10 protein-coding genes are annotated in these 15,864 nt (G+C 52.7%); 7 read left to right on the plus strand and 3 right to left on the minus strand.

Annotated elements, in window-relative coordinates; all coding sequences use genetic code 11:
• Positions 1 to 62: 62 nt before the first annotated feature.
• Positions 63 to 1,835, plus strand: a complete 1,773-nt coding sequence (locus EBAPG3_RS05270) for an ABC transporter transmembrane domain-containing protein (RefSeq protein ID WP_004176355.1) — start codon at positions 63 to 65, stop codon at positions 1,833 to 1,835.
• A gap of 9 nt (positions 1,836 to 1,844) precedes the next feature.
• Here the strand turns inward: EBAPG3_RS05270 and EBAPG3_RS05275 are convergent, their stop codons facing one another.
• The gene (locus EBAPG3_RS05275) at positions 1,845 to 3,800 is read right to left on the minus strand and encodes a polysaccharide biosynthesis protein (protein ID WP_004176356.1); all 1,956 of its coding nucleotides are present in this window, start codon (positions 3,798 to 3,800) and stop codon (positions 1,845 to 1,847) included.
• Between the two features lie 4 nt (positions 3,801 to 3,804).
• A complete protein-coding gene (locus EBAPG3_RS05280; RefSeq protein ID WP_004176359.1) occupies positions 3,805 to 4,794 on the minus strand; it encodes an MraY family glycosyltransferase in 990 nt (329 codons plus the stop codon).
• 347 nt (positions 4,795 to 5,141) lie between these two features.
• Between EBAPG3_RS05280 and EBAPG3_RS05285 the strand changes: the two genes are divergently transcribed.
• The 4 genes from EBAPG3_RS05285 (at position 5,142) to EBAPG3_RS05300 (ending at position 12,193) form a co-directional block, all read left to right on the plus strand.
• Positions 5,142 to 6,398, plus strand: a complete 1,257-nt coding sequence (locus EBAPG3_RS05285; RefSeq protein ID WP_004176361.1) for a dicarboxylate/amino acid:cation symporter — start codon at positions 5,142 to 5,144, stop codon at positions 6,396 to 6,398.
• 460 nt (positions 6,399 to 6,858) lie between these two features.
• On the plus strand, positions 6,859 to 7,710 hold the full coding sequence (locus EBAPG3_RS05290) for a PA4780 family RIO1-like protein kinase (RefSeq protein WP_085921927.1): 852 nt from the start codon (positions 6,859 to 6,861) through the stop codon (positions 7,708 to 7,710).
• A gap of 168 nt (positions 7,711 to 7,878) precedes the next feature.
• Positions 7,879 to 9,141 (plus strand): sialidase family protein, encoded by a 1,263-nt coding sequence (locus tag EBAPG3_RS05295; protein ID WP_004177322.1) that lies wholly within the window; start codon positions 7,879 to 7,881, stop codon positions 9,139 to 9,141.
• 364 nt (positions 9,142 to 9,505) lie between these two features.
• Positions 9,506 to 12,193, plus strand: coding sequence for a TonB-dependent receptor (locus EBAPG3_RS05300; RefSeq protein ID WP_004177320.1), 2,688 nt, complete (start codon positions 9,506 to 9,508; stop codon positions 12,191 to 12,193).
• A 133-nt stretch (positions 12,194 to 12,326) separates the two neighbouring features.
• Here EBAPG3_RS05300 and serB read toward each other — a convergent pair whose 3' ends face one another.
• Entirely contained in the window at positions 12,327 to 13,157 is an 831-nt protein-coding gene (gene serB, locus EBAPG3_RS05305) for a phosphoserine phosphatase SerB (RefSeq protein ID WP_004177319.1), read from the minus strand.
• Positions 13,158 to 13,561: 404 nt separating this feature from the next.
• On the opposite strand from serB, the gene purT reads away from it, so the two are divergent.
• Entirely contained in the window at positions 13,562 to 14,779 is a 1,218-nt protein-coding gene (gene purT, locus EBAPG3_RS05310; protein ID WP_004177318.1) for a formate-dependent phosphoribosylglycinamide formyltransferase, read from the plus strand.
• A 155-nt stretch (positions 14,780 to 14,934) separates the two neighbouring features.
• A complete protein-coding gene (locus EBAPG3_RS05315) occupies positions 14,935 to 15,789 on the plus strand; it encodes an SH3 domain-containing protein (protein ID WP_227869274.1) in 855 nt (284 codons plus the stop codon).
• The last annotated feature ends 75 nt before the right edge of the window (positions 15,790 to 15,864 follow it).

Raw genomic sequence — 15,864 nt, forward strand, 5'->3', positions numbered from 1 at the left:
CATTGCCTAGTAACGCTCACGCTGCTAAAGTCCGCTGGTTTCCGTCTCTTGTCCTTCCATTCATGCAAGATCCCTACGCCATGAACAGCCGCCGGTTGTACGCGCGCCTGATGAAATATATCGTGCCCTATTGGGAGGTGCTCGCGTTTTCGCTGATGGGTATGATTGCGATGGCGGTAACCGCGCCGATGATCGCCGCATTGACAGTGCCGATGCTGGACGGCGCTTTTGTCAACAAGGACGTGGAATCGATGCAACTGGTTCTGCTGGCAATCGTTGTGTTGTTTGCGGCGCGCGGTGTGGCAGGCTATATCAGCATCTATGCCATCAATTGGGTAAGCAGCAAGCTGGCGGTGGATCTGCGCGCGGAGATGTTCGATAAATTATTGATCCTGCCTGATTGCTATTATTCCGGCCAGCCCGGCGGCGGCCTTGTTGCCATACTCACGTCCGATATAACCCAGCTCGCTCGCGCCGCCGTCGACGTAATCACCGTGATGGTGAGGGACACGTTGACGGTTACTGGATTGCTGGTATGGATGCTTTATCTCAACTGGAAGCTTTCAGTACCGGTCTTATTGATGGTGTCTGTGCTCATGCTGATCATACAGTCCGCGGGCGAGCGGCTGCAAGGCGCGGAGCGGGAAGCGCGGCAAACAGCGGATAACATCACTCAGGTATTAAAGGAATCCATTGAAAACCACAGAGTGGTCAGACTTTACGGGGGCCAGCAATATGAAACCCATCGTATGGGAGAGGAGGCAAGCCGCGTGCGCGACTTTACCCTGAAACAGGTGGCCATTGCGGCTTTAAGCGTTCCGCTGGTGCAACTCATGACCTCCGTTGTGATAGTAGTCACATTATATCTTGCAATGCAGCAGGCCTTCGCCAATGAGACCACGGTGGGCGGTTTTGTATCCATTGTCGTGGCCATGCTGATGCTGAGTGCGCCGCTGAAGCGTATTGCCAGTTTGAAAGAGTCTTGGCAGCAGGGGTCTACTGCCGCCGAAAGCGTATTCTCACTGCTGGACCAGGGGGTTGAACCGAATACGGGGGGGGGTACGGGAACAATTGCCATCGACCGGGCGCGCGGGGAACTGCGATTCGAGCAGGTCAGTTTCTGCCGCGACCCCGTAAATTCCGGGACAAGCCCCGGGGCAGGCGAGATAGTGGATATTACGCTGACCATACAACCAGGGGAGACCGTGGCGCTGGTAGGCCTCTCCGAGCGCGACAAGGCCACCCTTGTGAATCTGGTGCCGCGTTTCATTCGCCCCACAGCAGGAAGGGTTCTGCTTGATGGTCATGATCTGGCGAGCTTCAGGTTAACCAGTCTACGTGACAATATTGCGCTGGTTTCCGAAGGCATGACACTATTCAATGATACGGTGGCAGCCAACATCGCTTATGGCGCCATGGGTCGTGAAACAGAATCCAGGATCACCGCAGCGGCGCAGGCCGCTCATGCAATGGAATTCATTCGGGAAATGCCGCAGGGATTGCAAACCATAGTAGGGGAACGAGGCATTAGACTTTCCAGCGGACAACGGCTGCGTGTCGCCATTGCCCGGGCACTGCTGAGAAATTCACCTGTTCTGATCGTGGACGAGACATTTCAGACGCCGGACTTCGAAACCAGCCATCATGTGAAGGCAGCATTGGAAGCCCTGATGCAAGGACGTACCACACTCGTCATAGCGCATCGCCTATCCACCGTGGAAAGAGCAGATCGCATTGTGGTGCTGCAAAAGGGACGCATCACCGATATTGGCAATCACCAGGAATTACTTGCAAAGGAAGGCGCTTACGCCCGGCTTGTCCGGACTTTTGTTTGAACCCCATCATCATTGGTTGCTCAGCGGCGCGATTTCCTGTTTGTATTCCGGCACCCATCTTGTCAATCCTTCCTTGACTTCCTCGTCGCTCAGTACCGGATGCTCTTTCATCCATGCCACGAGATGTGCCAGCCATTGTGCGTCTACCTGGCGAGCCTGGGCTATGCGCAGCTTGGAGTGCGGTGTAGGCAAAGTATTTTCATCGTCCGCCAATAATTCTTCGTGGAGTTTTTCCCCTGGGCGCAGTCCATTGTAGACAATCTTGATATCCCCCTCGCTCAGGCCTGATAGGCGAATCATGTCTTTTGCGAGATCGGCAATTTTGATGGGCTCGCCCATATCCAGCACAAAAATCTCTCCCCCACCTTCCTTTCCTCCCATCAGGCCGGCTTGCAGCACCAGTTGTGCGGCTTCGGGTATGGACATGAAGTAGCGCGTAACCTCGGAATGGGTAACGGTAATCGGCCCCCCTTTTGCAATCTGTTCGCGGAACTTTGGAATCACGCTGCCCGTGCTGCCGAGCACGTTGCCAAAACGCACCATGACAAAACCTGTTTTCCGCACCGTATCACCCGGATTCTTTTTCTCCGGCCGGCAAACGGTTTGCTGCAATGCTTGACAAACCATCTCCGCCAGCCGTTTGCTGGCACCCATGACATTGGTCGGATTGACGGCCTTGTCGGTCGAGATCAGTACGAACTTTTCCACTCCGTGCTTGATTGCCATCCGCGCCAGGACGTAAGTTCCCCATACATTATTCAGGACGGCTTGCCAGGCATTCTCCTGCTCCATCAGCGGGACATGCTTGTAAGCCGCCGCATGAAAAACAACAGCGGGCCGGAATTGCGAAAATACCTGGGACAGCCGGGCCTGATCCTTGATATCGCCTATCATGAATACCATCGGCATTTCCGGAAAACTGATCCTGAGTTCCTGTTCAATGTTGTAAAGCGCGAATTCATTCAATTCGAACAGGACCAGGCGACGCGGTTCAAACTTGGCAATCTGCCGGCATAGTTCCGATCCGATTGAACCGCCTGCTCCGGTAACCAGCACGGTTTTTCCCGCCAGCAAGTCCTGCAGCCTGTCATTATCCAGCACTACCGGATCCCGTCCCAGCAAATCATCCAGTTCGACATTGCGGATTTGCGATACAGTGATTTTGCCGCTTATTAAATCGTCATAAGAAGGCACGATCAGAGCCTTCACGCCAGCGGTTGAACACATTTCCAGCGCACGCCTGCGGTCGCGGTGAAGGCGGTCGGGATGACGGCGGTCGAGTTGAGGACGGAGGGCATTTCGGCGATCGATAGCGGTGGGCGTCATGGCGATAATGGCATGAGCCACACCCAGTTTTTCCGCTACGACAGGAAGTTCATTGATTCGGCCCAGTACCTTGAAACCATGCAGCATCATTCCACGTTTTGCGGGATCGTCATCCAGCAATCCCACTACTCGCCATTGCGCGCTGCGAGCGAGTTCTTTCACCAGACCGATTGCACCGTCGCCCGCGCCCAATACCAGGACGAGATTACCCTCGATTTTACTCAGTCCATAGAGTCGATGCTCCTTCCATAAGCGGTAAGCCAGGCGGCTGCCTCCCATGATAAACAGAAGCAGAATGGGGGCCAGCAGCAGCACGGTGCGCGGTGTGCCGGCAAGTATCTGTAACATGAATAACACCAGCGGCACCGTCGCTGCCGCTGTCAACACTGCAAGCAGAATACGTCGCAAGTCGGGTAAGCTTGCGTAATGCCAGAGTCCGCGATACAGGCCAAACCATAAAAATGACGCCGCATGAATCGGAATGACCCAGGGCAGGATTTCTTTTAACGATTCCAGGTACAGGGAAGGTATTTCAAAATTGAAGCGGAAAGAATAAGCGAGTCCCCATGCCATGACCGTTGCGGCAATGTCATGAACAAAAGCGATTACCGTGCGTATGTTGAGTTTGGGTAAGGACATTCTGTCAGTCGCCGGGACAGCGCTCCAGGTATCGTTCGGACACGATCATCATACTCAAGTAGATTCCGCCCCAGACTATGCCGACTCCAAGCTGGACAGCAATATCCTCATGCGCTGCCCACATTGCGCTGACCCCGGCGCTCACCATTAGAATATAACCCAGCAGTGCCGTATTGCGATGACCCAGACCGCTACGCACCATACGCTGGTAATAGTGAGCCCGATGTGCCTGCCAGAATTTTTCGCCGCTCAGACAACGTTTTGCGAGCGTAACAGAAGCATCGGCGATAAATGGAGAAAAAACCAGCACCGGCAGCCACGGTGGCCACAAACCTTTCGTCCAGCCAATCATACCCAGTGACGCGGCCAGGAATCCCAGGGGAATCGCGCCGGCATCTCCCATGAAAATACGCGCGGGATAAAAGTTGAATATCAGAAAAGCCGCCGCGGCGGCGGCAATACAAAAGTTTATCACGGCAAATGACTCATTCCCCGCTAGCAATGCAGTCAGACCGTAGCAAGTGAAACCAATCAGTGTCATGCCGCCCGCCAATCCATCCGAGCCGTCCATGAAATTATAAAGATTGATCATCCAGACGACCGAAATGGTGATTATTGTAGCGACCATCCATCCACGTGCTTCGGATAACAGTGCGACCGAGAACCAGATAGCCACCGCGCCATGCATCAATAGCCGCCCGAGCACAGGCAGGCCGAAAATGTCGTCGGCAAAAGATACCAGCACCAGGAGCGCAACACCCAGTGATACAGAAATTGGCAGGGCCGCGGGGATAGATGCCCATGAAATCGCTACGCCCAGCATCATGCCGAGCCCGCCGGTGCGGCGAACGGCCCTGGTATGGAGGGAACGGGGGTTGGGATGATCCAGTACCTTAAGGACGTTGTTTTTTATCAACCATCCAGTCAGGATAAGCGTCACCGTAAACGCTATTAACGGTGGGGTGAGAAGGGAAAAAGAGAGACCGTCAATCATACTGAAATATAACTGTCCAGGACATTATGCGGCGGTTTCCGCAAGGACAATGTTAACAGCATGTGTTTGCTCATTGGAGACTATGCATGGCAAGCAATGAGCGGGCTGTCCTTTATAAAAAGAACCGTGGATTTGTCCCGGTTAATCAGATTCTCCGCCAGGGCAGGTATCCCTCTGCTTCTTTGGATCAGGAAATCTGGTATCGTTATCCTGCGGACCTGTAAGAACCTGTAAGGTACTTAGGTACTTCAAGCATTCCGTATCAAATATTCGTAGTTGATCCCGTTGCAAACAGTATTCTTTCGAGTAGTTCGCCAAAAATTGTATTTCATAAACAGAATCAGCTGGTGAAAAAAACATCGCTTAACACGCAGATTTTATTCGGTGTGCTGGCTGGAATCTTGCTGGGTTGGGGAATTTCCGGACTTGGACAAGAATCGGCCGTCGCGCAAACCGGGCTATATATCGCCGGACTGATCGGCACATTGTTTATTGACTTGTTGAAAATGGTGCTGATTCCGCTGGTATTCACCTCCATCGCGGTTGGGGTTGCCAACTTGCGTGCGCACCGCCAGATGCATAAGGTATGGAAAGCCACACTGGGTTTCTTTATATTTTCCATGGCGCTTGCGGTGATGCTGGGATTGACCGCTGCCAATCTTTTTCGGCCTGGCGAGGGACTTCAGCTTGCAATGTTTCAGGATGCCATGCGGGGTTTTGAGGCCAGACAGATGTCTCTGCCGGAGTTCTTTGCCCATTTTCTACATTCACTATTTCAAAATCCCATCACGGCGTTAGCTCAGGGTGATGTGCTCGCGGTAGTGGTTTTCGCACTTTTGCTGGGGATTGCGTTGGTGGTGGGTGGGGAGCGCTACGCCAATATTATTGTTTTGCTGCAGGAATTTCTGGAACTGATACTGATGCTGGTGGGCTGGATTATGCGGCTGGCACCGCTGGGCATCATGGCGCTGCTGGTGCAACTGGTCGCCACCCAGGATACTGCCCTGCTTGCGACGCTGATAAAATTTATCGTGGTGGTGGTGGGTACCACGCTACTGCATGGCGTGGTGGTGCTGCCGCTGATACTTTATCTGGTAACCGGCATGGCGCCGCTCAAATTCTGGCGCGGCGCGCGCGAGGCGCTGGTAACTGCTTTTGCCACCAGTTCCAGTTCGGCCACTTTGCCTGTCACCTTGCGTTGTGTGGAACAGCATCTCCATGTCAAACGCGATATTGCGGGCTTCGTCGTACCGCTCGGCGCCACGCTTAACATGGATGGGACCGCATTATACGAGGCCGCTGCAGCACTGTTTGTCGCCAATCTGGTGGGTATTGAACTTAATCTCATGCAGCAGATGATCGTGTTTTTCACCGCCATGGTCGGCGCAATGGGTGCGCCTGGCATTCCCAGCGCCGGCATGGTAACCATGGTGCTGGTGTTGCAATCGGTTGGTCTGCCCGCGGAGGCTATCGCTATTCTACTTCCGATTGATCGCTTGCTGGATGCATTCCGCACGGCTGTTAACGTTGAAGGGGATATGGTGGGCAGTCTGGTGGTGCAAGAGTGGGTCAAAAGTACGCATCATGATAAAAGTGGCGTTTAGCGATTATGCTCACGGATAAATGGATTGCGCCGTTGTGTTTAAAACGGATAAGCAGATCAGTTAAAGACCAGCTCTCGTGTTTTTTACGTGACGGGTGTTTTTTATCAACTCCATCACATCACTATTGATATAACTCACCTCACATACGTTCTTGTACTGGCCGCAACGAAAGTCTTGTCCTGAGGAATTGCCATCCGCCAGTGAAATACCGGTCAGATCCTTCCCTACGCCTTATCGGCAAGATTCTATGGCTGAAGAGCCGTTTTCTCCGAAGCATGTAAAGCGGTGTGACATATTGCCGCGCGGCAATATGTCACATTCCCAAGCTGATTTCTCCTCTCTACAATCCAACCTGAATCTGGAGTTATTGCCAGTAACAGCGCGGGAAAATTCCGTTTAATTCAATTTGACAAGGAGATGAGCAGCTAGTGGCAAGTATTGCGCGCTCGCAAAAGCATCCATGAAAATCCCGAAAAGAATTGAACCGCTCGTCGAGGAGGGTCTCGTCGATGAAGTCATCTGCCAGCTCATGAGCGGCAAGGAAGCCATGGTCTACGTGGTCCGCTGCGGAGAAGCGATACGTTGCGCGAAGGTATACAAGGAAGCCAACGCACGCAGCTTCCGCCAGAGCGTGGATTACACCGAAGGCCGCAGAGTGAAGAACAGCCGGCGCGCCCGCGCCATGGAGAAGGGCACCCGCTATGGACGCAAGGCGCAGGAAGATGCGTGGCGCAGCGTGGAAGTGGATTCCCTGTGCCGTCTTGCCGCCGCCGGCGTGCGTGTGCCGCAGCCCTATAATTTCTTCGAGGGTGTGCTGCTGATGGAACTGGTGACGGGCGTCAATGGCGCGGCCGCCCCCCGGCTCAATGATCTGGCGCTCACGGCGGAAGAGGCGCGCGCGCATCACCTCACCCTTGTCAGGGAGGTGGTGCGCATGCTTTGCGCCGGGATCGTCCATGGCGATTTGTCCGAATACAATGTGCTTGCCGGCAGCGACGGACTGGTCATCATCGACCTGCCCCAGGCCATTGACGCGGCGGCCAACAACAACGCCCGCAGCATGCTGGTCCGCGACATGGATAACCTTGCTGCCTACTTTGGCCGCTTTGCGCCCGAATTGCCCGCCACTGACTATGGCAGGGAAATATGGTCACTCTACCAAAGCGGCAAGCTGCATCCGGATATTGCGCTGACCGGACGGATTGAACACAGCAAGAAGCCCGTTGATATAGCCGGCGTCATGCGGGTGGTTAACATTGTGCTAAAGAAAGAAGCGGCATGGCAACGGCATAAACTGGAAATGAGAGGATAGGATGTTTTATTGTCGCCTGCTCGCAGTGGCCAGCAAAGATCAATAACCGCGTCCGCGCCAACCGAACTCAAGCAGATAAACATGGCATGAATGCGACAATTTGTCGCATTCTCATGCTTCCCGAAATGGATTATCCTCACAACCCGGTACAGTTTATGGGAGGAAGTCATGCGGCGGCAACAGATCTATCATATTGCAGCCATGCTCTTGCTGAGCACTTCAGCCGCCATACACGCGAGCCACCCGGATCCGGCCTCGGAAGATCAAGCGCATGCGAAACCCCGGCCTCCCAAGACGACATTGGGCGTGGGCGTAACATTGGATGAAAGCGGCCGGTTATGGTTGGCAAAAGTGGAGAATCAACAGCTGCTGGTTGCGCGCTCGGATGATGAAGGAAAAAGTTTTTCCAATCCGGTTGTTGTTACCTCTGAGCCGGAAAATATATCGGCTGACGGAGAGAATCGTCCCAAGATTGCCGTTGCACGCGATGGTACCGTCCTTTTGACCTGGATCCAGTCACTACCGCAGAAATATTCAGGCAATGTTCGTTTCGCACGCTCGACAGATTCAGGCCGGACCTTCTCGAAACCTGTCACCCTGAATGATGACGGCCGCATTACCAGCCATCGTTTTGATTCACTGGCTATTGATGGCGCGGGCAGGGTCGTTGTGGCATGGCTTGATGCACGTGACCGGGATGCGGCAAGGGAACAAGGCGGAGAGTTTGCCGGAGTGTCGGTTTATATCGCGCAATCCAATGATAATGGTGCCAGCTTCGGTGCGAATCGAAGATTCCAAGCGCATACTTGCGAGTGCTGCCGGATTGCGCTCGCCTGGACGCAGGAGGGTCCCGTAGTCTTCTGGCGGAATATTTTTGGTGTCAACACGCGTGATTTCGCCATTGCAAATCTGGATAAAGGCGGCATGCGGCGCGCCACGGATGATGAATGGCGCATTGATGCATGTCCCCATAATGGGGGCGGCATTGCGACCGATCGCCAAGGCCAGTTGCATCTGGTCTGGTTTACCAACGGCGCGGTCCGCCAGGGACTATTCTACAAACGTCTCGGTGGCGATTGGGAGTCACAACCACTGCCCATCGGCGATCCTGCAGCTCAGGCAAATCATGCATCGGTAGCTGCGGAGGGTAAAACGGTTCTCCTCACCTGGCGCGAATTTGATGGTAGTTCTTATTCCGCACAAATGATGTATTCGAATGATAGCGGTGTGTCCTGGAGTGGGCCGCAGCGTTTGATGGAATCCGCCGGAGCGACGGATTATCCCATACCATTGATTGATGGAAACAAAGTGCTGTTAGTGTGGAATACAGCAATGGAAGGCTTGCGTGTTCTGCCGTTTGACCGCCTCACCGCCGGGAAGCCTTCGGATAAATCCTCCGCGAAACATGCTGCGGACAAAACTGGGGGATGATATAAGCCGCGTCGCAAAGGCGGTAGACGTCATAACCCGGTAGGCAGCCAATTTTGCAATAACCCCTGAGGGAACGAACAGTGATTTACCGGAGCCTGCTTTGTCAGGCTCCGGCGAAGGTAAGCGATCATTCGTGCCATCGCCGCTATCAAAGTATCTTGTCCCGCAAGGCCGCTGGTGCCTCCCTGCGGGCAGATCTGGGAGCTTGCTCGGAGGTTTCCCAGATACAGTCTGATCCGATGCCATAAATTACTCCGTTGTAGGGGAAAAACTGAAAAGTTGATAAAGTAATATTTGAAATGCGTAATAGAAACAGCGGCTATAAGCTGGTTGTTATAAGAAAACAGGCGAAGAAAAAATCAATATGAAACCTATCTTTATCGCCTTGGCGAGTGTGCTTTTCGTCTCTTCCGTCTGGGCCGAAGATTCGGAGCAACTAAAAAATACTCTGTCGCAAAATACCGTAAGGGGTTCCCGTGAAAGCAGACCGTCCGCTGAAATATTTCAGTCGACTGGCGGCATCAATGGGCTAATCGTGCAGCCGAATAAAACGACCCCGCTGGTGCAAAATTTGGGCCAGGTTGCGCAGAGTGCGGTTCCGTTTCCTGGTGCTGCCGAAAAAGAGGCGGTAAGCGAAGCACCTGACAAGGACGAAGGGAAGAATAAGGGTAAGGATAAAGCCAACGAAAAAGGCAGGGACAAGCCGGCGCCCGATAACCAGAAGGAAACGGTATTCAAGGAGATGGTGGTGACGGGCGAGGTCGAACGTGATTCGCATTACACCTCGCCTTCCACCCGCGTCACACGAACGCAGATCGAGCGTCAGAACGCGCAAACAACGGAAGAAGTGCTCAAGTACCAACCCAGTTTACAGATACGCCAGCGTTATGTCGGCGATCCAAACGGTGTGCTGGGTATCCGTGGTGCGGATATGTTCTCGACAGCACGCAATATGGTTTATGCCGATGGCCTGCCGATACATAACTTTTTGCAGGCTTCTTTCAATGGTGCTCCGCGTTGGTCAATGGTGGGTCCTAATGAAATAGACGCCGTTGATATCGTGTATGGTCCTTTCTCGGCGGAATACAGTGGCAACTCGATTGGTGGCGTGGTGAATATTAGAACGCGCATGCCACGCAAGCAGGAGTTCTATGTCGAGACCAGTCTTTTTATTCAACCGTACAAGCTTTACGGCCCAGATAAAGGAACCTTCATTGGCGACCGGCAATACGTATCCTATGGCAACCGGTTTCAAGACAAACTGTCGGTATTCCTGGCCTACAATCGCCTGGAAGCCCAGAGTCACCCGCAATCCTATTTTATTGACAACACCGGATTGGGCCAAGCCCCCGCTTTTACTGCGCCTCAGCCTCCTTCCGGGACGCCTATTCCCCCACTCACGGACGTTACTGGCGGTATTCGTACACCTGACACGCGCGGCACGCCGAGTATCATCTATGGCGATACAGGGCCGGAGAAAGTGAATACTCAACTGTTCAAAGGCAAATTGGGTTATGACATTAATTCCGAACTTCAGGCTATTTTTACAGTCGCCTACGAGGATCGCACACGCAACCAGAACCATCCACGTAATTATTTGCAGGATACTTCAGGGCAAACATTCTTTGGCGGGCCTCAGAATGCGTCTCAACCCCTGATCCTGCCTAATGCCGCTCTGGATGGTACATCTTTCGATGTGTTAAACAGAGGGTTTGGGTTCAGTTCGGATAAGCGTGAGACGTTGAACCTCGGTCTGCAGCTTCGCGGCGCACTGACCGAGAATTGGCATATCGATACAACAATCAGCAATTTTGACGTTCTCAAGGATACGCGCGCCACCGCTTTCTTCAATCCGAACGATCCCAATGGGAATCCTACAGGCCAGATTCAGGATTTCAAGAAATTCAGCTGGCTGAATTACGATCTCAAGCTGAGCACTCCTGCGGTGCTCGGTAATCAGAAATTATCGTTCCTGACGGGATATCATTTTGATCAATATAATTTAAACTTCCGACAGTACTCGTTGACGGACTACGCGACCCTTACGCGTGGCCCCTTGCAAGCCGGCAGAAACAACGATGGGCAAACCTCAACCCATGCGATGTTTGCCCAATCCGCATATCGTTTCTTACCGGGTTGGGACGTTACAGTGGGGGCACGACAGGAATGGTGGGCGGCCAGCAAGGGCATTGTCGGAAGTACCCCGGTTCCCGATCGTACCGAGTCCGCGCTTTCACCCAAGGTTTCTCTGGGTTATGAGCCAGGACCGTGGAAACTTCGTTACTCATTCGGAAGGGCGCATCGGTTCCCGGTTATTGCAGAGCTTTATCAATCACTTAGCGACCCGCGTTTTATTGTTCAAGCCAATGCTCACCTCAGGCCCGAGAATGGGGTGCACCACAACTTCATGATTGAATATGGACTGCCGAGGGGCTATGTCCGCTTGAATGTTTTCCGCGACGACATCAAGGATGCCATCCAGCAAGTGCAAACGGTCTCCGGCATAGTCACAACAAGCGCATTTCAAAATATCGATCAGACCAGCACTACCGGCGTTGAACTGATCTTGGATCAACGTAGAATCATGGGGTCGAAGTTTGACTTCATGTTCAATGGCACGTGGATGAATGCGAAAGTAGACAAAGGCCCTTTCATCAACTTTACGGCGCCGAATCATCCATTACCACCCCAAGGTCAACCGGGACCAGACAGTTTTGATCTTACTGGCAAGCAGCGCATACGTTTACCCCATTGGCGGGCAAATTTCTTTACCACCTACAATGCCACCGAGGCTTGGGATATCTCACTCTCGGGCCGTTATACCAGTGATTCGTTCAATGATCTCGATAACCGGGATCATATAAACAACGTGTTCGGGGCCCAGAGTGATTTCTTCTTCATGGATTTCAAAACCAGCTACCGATTCAAATTACAGAATGGTTTGAAAAGCAGGGTTTCATTTGGTATTACCAACCTGAATGATGATAAGGCATTTGTTTTTCATCCCTACCCGCGACGCACCTATCTTGTCGAGGCCGCATTCAGCTATTAAGGAATCTCTGAATGAATCTGTTAGCATCTCTGCCGGCAAATGGTACTCCATTCAGAGGCCATCTGCCGCTGCCTGCTACGGGGATCTGGATGTGAATTCGGTTTGCATAAGAGTCGAGACCAAGCGGCGAAGATTAGCCAAACAAATTAACCACTCCGTCGAGGCCGACATGATTGATCGCATAAGTCGCCTTTTCCTGCACGATGGGCTTGGCATGATAAGCAATACTCACGCCAGCTTCCTCCAGCATCCTAAGATCGTTGGCGCCATCACCGATGGCGATCACTTGCTCCCGCTTCAATCCCAACTCCTCGCGCACGCGTTTGAGCACGTCGGCTTTTCCCTGCGAGCCAATAATCTCACCCAGTACCTTGCCAGTAAGTTTTCCATTCACAATTTCAAGTGTATTGGCGGCCGTATAATCGAATCCCAATTTTGTTTTTATTCTATCGGTAAAAAATGTGAATCCCCCGGAAATGACCATCGTTTTGAGGCCCGCCGACTTCATGTGTTGCAGCATCTTTTCCGCGCCGGGACTTAATTGCACGCGCTCGTCGTAAACTCGTTGCAACGCATCCTGGTCCAGTCCTTGCAGCAATGCGGTGCGTTGTCTCAAGCTCTCGGCAAAGACGATTTCGCCCCGCATGGTTCTCAGGGTAATTTCGGATACTTGTGGCTTCACACCATGCATATCGGCTACTTCGTCGATGGATTCGATCGCAAGCAACGTGGAGTCCATATCCATCGCCACCAGGCCAAAATCCCCGAGAGGCGCCGTTTGCTCAACGAAAGCGAAGTCCAGTTCGGCGCCAGCACAGTATTCGGCGATGTGCTCCCGTTGGCTCGCATTTTTTAGCCGGAATGCTTCGCCGGTGATGCGCTCGATCTGGTTAGCGCCAGCAAGCTTTGCCAATTCTCTTAAATCATGGTTAGCTATGTCAGAGCCCTGGATAATGAGGTTCATAGAAGATATCAATTATTATCAAAAAAGTTTTTTGTACGATGGATGGACTCAAACCCGTTGCTCAACGGCGGGCCTGTTTTGTTATTGTCATAAGGAGATCTCACTACTTACGAGCGGTATGGGTGTAAGCGGATTACCCATGCAGCAATCCTCCCCGAAATGTGGAGGGTGGTTTTGAACACTGATGTTTTTTAACAGCCCGTATTTTGCCAGCAATCGCAGCTTACTTCCATACCAGGTTTCCAGTAAGCTGAGAATGCCACGCGCGTCAATTGTTTAACCCAACTGTTGACGATGCCCCTAAGATACCCCTGTGCCATGAGATAGCCGTGCGCCATGAGAATGGTGATAGGGATATATTTATGTTCTACCCTTCATAACGAAAATGTTCAAACAGGTGAATCATGACTAAACCGCTTATTATCGGTACCCCGCTGAGTCCCGCTGCTACAAAGGTGATGTTGTTGGGCAGTGGTGAGCTCGGCAAGGAGGTCATTATTGCATTGCAACGCCTTGGCATAGAAACCATCGCCGTTGATCGCTATGTGAATGCGCCCGGCCATCAGGTGGCGCACCGCGCGCATGTAGTCAATATGGCGGATGGCGCCGGGCTGCGTAAACTGATAGAACAGGAGCAGCCGCAATTTATCGTACCCGAAATCGAGGCGATCGACACCGGCATGCTGGTAGAAATCGAACGGATGGGCATAGCACGCGTCATTCCGACAGCACGCGCCGCGCAACTCACCATGCATCGTGAAGGAATCCGCCGTCTTGCGGTTGAAACGCTGGGCTTGCCAGCGTCATCGTATGCCTTTGCCAGCAGCCTGAAAGAATTGCGCGCGGCGATTGAAAAAGGCATCGGTTATCCTTGCATAGTGAAACCGGTGATGTCTTCTTCCGGCAAGGGTCAATCGAAAATTGATAGTACAGAAGAAGTAGAGACCGCGTGGAACTACGCCGCCAGTGGCAGCAGAGTTGATCAGGGACGGGTAATTGTCGAGAGTTTCATCGATTTCGATTACGAAATAACACAGCTTACCGTACGTGCGATGAATGCGAATGGTGACATCGAGACACATTTTTGTGAGCCTATTGGTCATATTCAGATTCACGGCGATTATGTGGAAAGCTGGCAACCGCAGACAATGTCGCTGCTTGCGCTGCAACGTGCGCGTTACATTGCCGAAAAGATCACTGATAACCTCGGAGGTCTGGGTATTTTTGGTGTAGAACTATTTGTTAAAGGCGACGATGTCTGGTTCAGCGAGGTCAGCCCGCGCCCGCATGATACCGGCATGGTAACGATGTGCAGTCAGTTTCAGAACGAATTCGAGCTTCATGCCCGTGCCATACTTGGTCTTCCAGTGAATACCGATTTGCGCGCGCCGGGTGCGAGTGCCGTGATTTACGGGCAGTTGGATCAGAAGGCTATCGCGTTTAGTGGCGTGGACGAAGCATTGCGTGTACCGCAAAGTGACTTGCGTCTATTCGGTAAGCCGGAATCGTTCATCAATCGTCGCATGGGCGTGGCGCTGGCGAATGGTGTCGATACTGTCGAGGCAAGATTCCGTGCAAAACTTGCGGCCAGCCGGGTGATGGCGGTAAAAAATACCGCTTAAAAACGCGCGGTTAAGGTAAAGTCCGGGCATATTGTACCGTTATTGTAAATAGTCCATTAGCGTACTGATGCCTATCACATAAAGCTGAGCTGCGAAATGAGAACTGCGCGATAATACATTGTGTATTTTAGGTATTGGAACCGGGAGATAAGGAAGTGAAAGGATTTTCGATACAGATGGGCAGGCTATGCTGGTTGCCACAGATTGGAGCAAGGCGGGTGCTGGGCTGGATAATTCTGCTGGTGCTGGGTTTGAACATGATTGGATGCAGTATCCTTCTGAAATCGCAGCCGGAGCCGCCGCCTGTCGCCCCCCCGGAGTCCGGCTTGAAGGAACATCAGGAAATTGAACGCATGCAAAAGCTGCTGATGGAAAAGGAGGCAGAAAAAGAAGTGCAGCAACAGGAAATCGAACGCCTGCAAAAGATAGTGGCGGAGAAAGAGGCGCAGCTCCGCGTTCAACAAGCCCGGCAGCAGGATCAGGCCAAGACTTTGCAGGAGACAAGCAGTCAGGCTGTTCATGCCCAGGTGAAGCTTCGGCGGTTGGCCACACGGCCCGCCGCCGCCTCGACAATTGCGGAGGCCGAGGTCGCCATGGAAAACTTGAAGTCATCCCAATTCACAGAGTCCGAGCAGGTGGTGCAGAGCCAGGCACAGCGTCTCTTGAACACCGCCGCCGCGTCCTATGCGGAAGATAATTATGTCGTGGCCATGGAGTATGCCGCATATGCCCGCGGATTTATCGATATGATAAAGAATAATCGTGCTATCAAGATGTCGGATTCGCGCCGTGTGATAACGCCGTTTGAGGTACCCATCCCGTTGCGTGCCGCGACCAATAGCAATCTGCGTCAGAATCCGGCGCTCAGCGCGGCGGTGCTGGGTGTTGTGAAGAAAGATTCCCCGATAATCGCAGAGGCGTATCAGGGTGACTGGCTGCGAATTCAGACAGCCGATCGGCTGTCGGGATGGGTGCTGAATACATTGGTCGAGGCGCAAGTAGGCAAGTAATATGCTTCAAGGTCGTACCAAATCTTCGAACCGAGACACTACTTTCCGCTTCAATTTCCTGAGCCCGGCAGGAGG

It is taken from the genome of Nitrosospira lacus (assembly GCF_000355765.4).
Taxonomy (GTDB): Bacteria; Pseudomonadota; Gammaproteobacteria; order Burkholderiales; family Nitrosomonadaceae; genus Nitrosospira; species Nitrosospira lacus.

Bases quoted from the DNA above. Each gene is read 5' to 3' on its own strand.
- serB (WP_004177319.1), bottom strand. From the start codon at position 13,157: ATGAACCTCATTATCCAGGGCTCTGACATAGCTAACCATGATTTAAGA.
- EBAPG3_RS05300 (WP_004177320.1), top strand. From the start codon at position 9,506: ATGAAACCTATCTTTATCGCCTTGGCGAGTGTGCTTTTCGTCTCTTCC.
- EBAPG3_RS05295 (WP_004177322.1), top strand. From the start codon at position 7,879: ATGCGGCGGCAACAGATCTATCATATTGCAGCCATGCTCTTGCTGAGC.
- purT (WP_004177318.1), top strand. From the start codon at position 13,562: ATGACTAAACCGCTTATTATCGGTACCCCGCTGAGTCCCGCTGCTACA.
- EBAPG3_RS05270 (WP_004176355.1), top strand. From the start codon at position 63: ATGCAAGATCCCTACGCCATGAACAGCCGCCGGTTGTACGCGCGCCTG.
- EBAPG3_RS05275 (WP_004176356.1), bottom strand. From the start codon at position 3,800: ATGTCCTTACCCAAACTCAACATACGCACGGTAATCGCTTTTGTTCAT.
- EBAPG3_RS05280 (WP_004176359.1), bottom strand. From the start codon at position 4,794: ATGATTGACGGTCTCTCTTTTTCCCTTCTCACCCCACCGTTAATAGCG.
- EBAPG3_RS05290 (WP_085921927.1), top strand. From the start codon at position 6,859: ATGAAAATCCCGAAAAGAATTGAACCGCTCGTCGAGGAGGGTCTCGTC.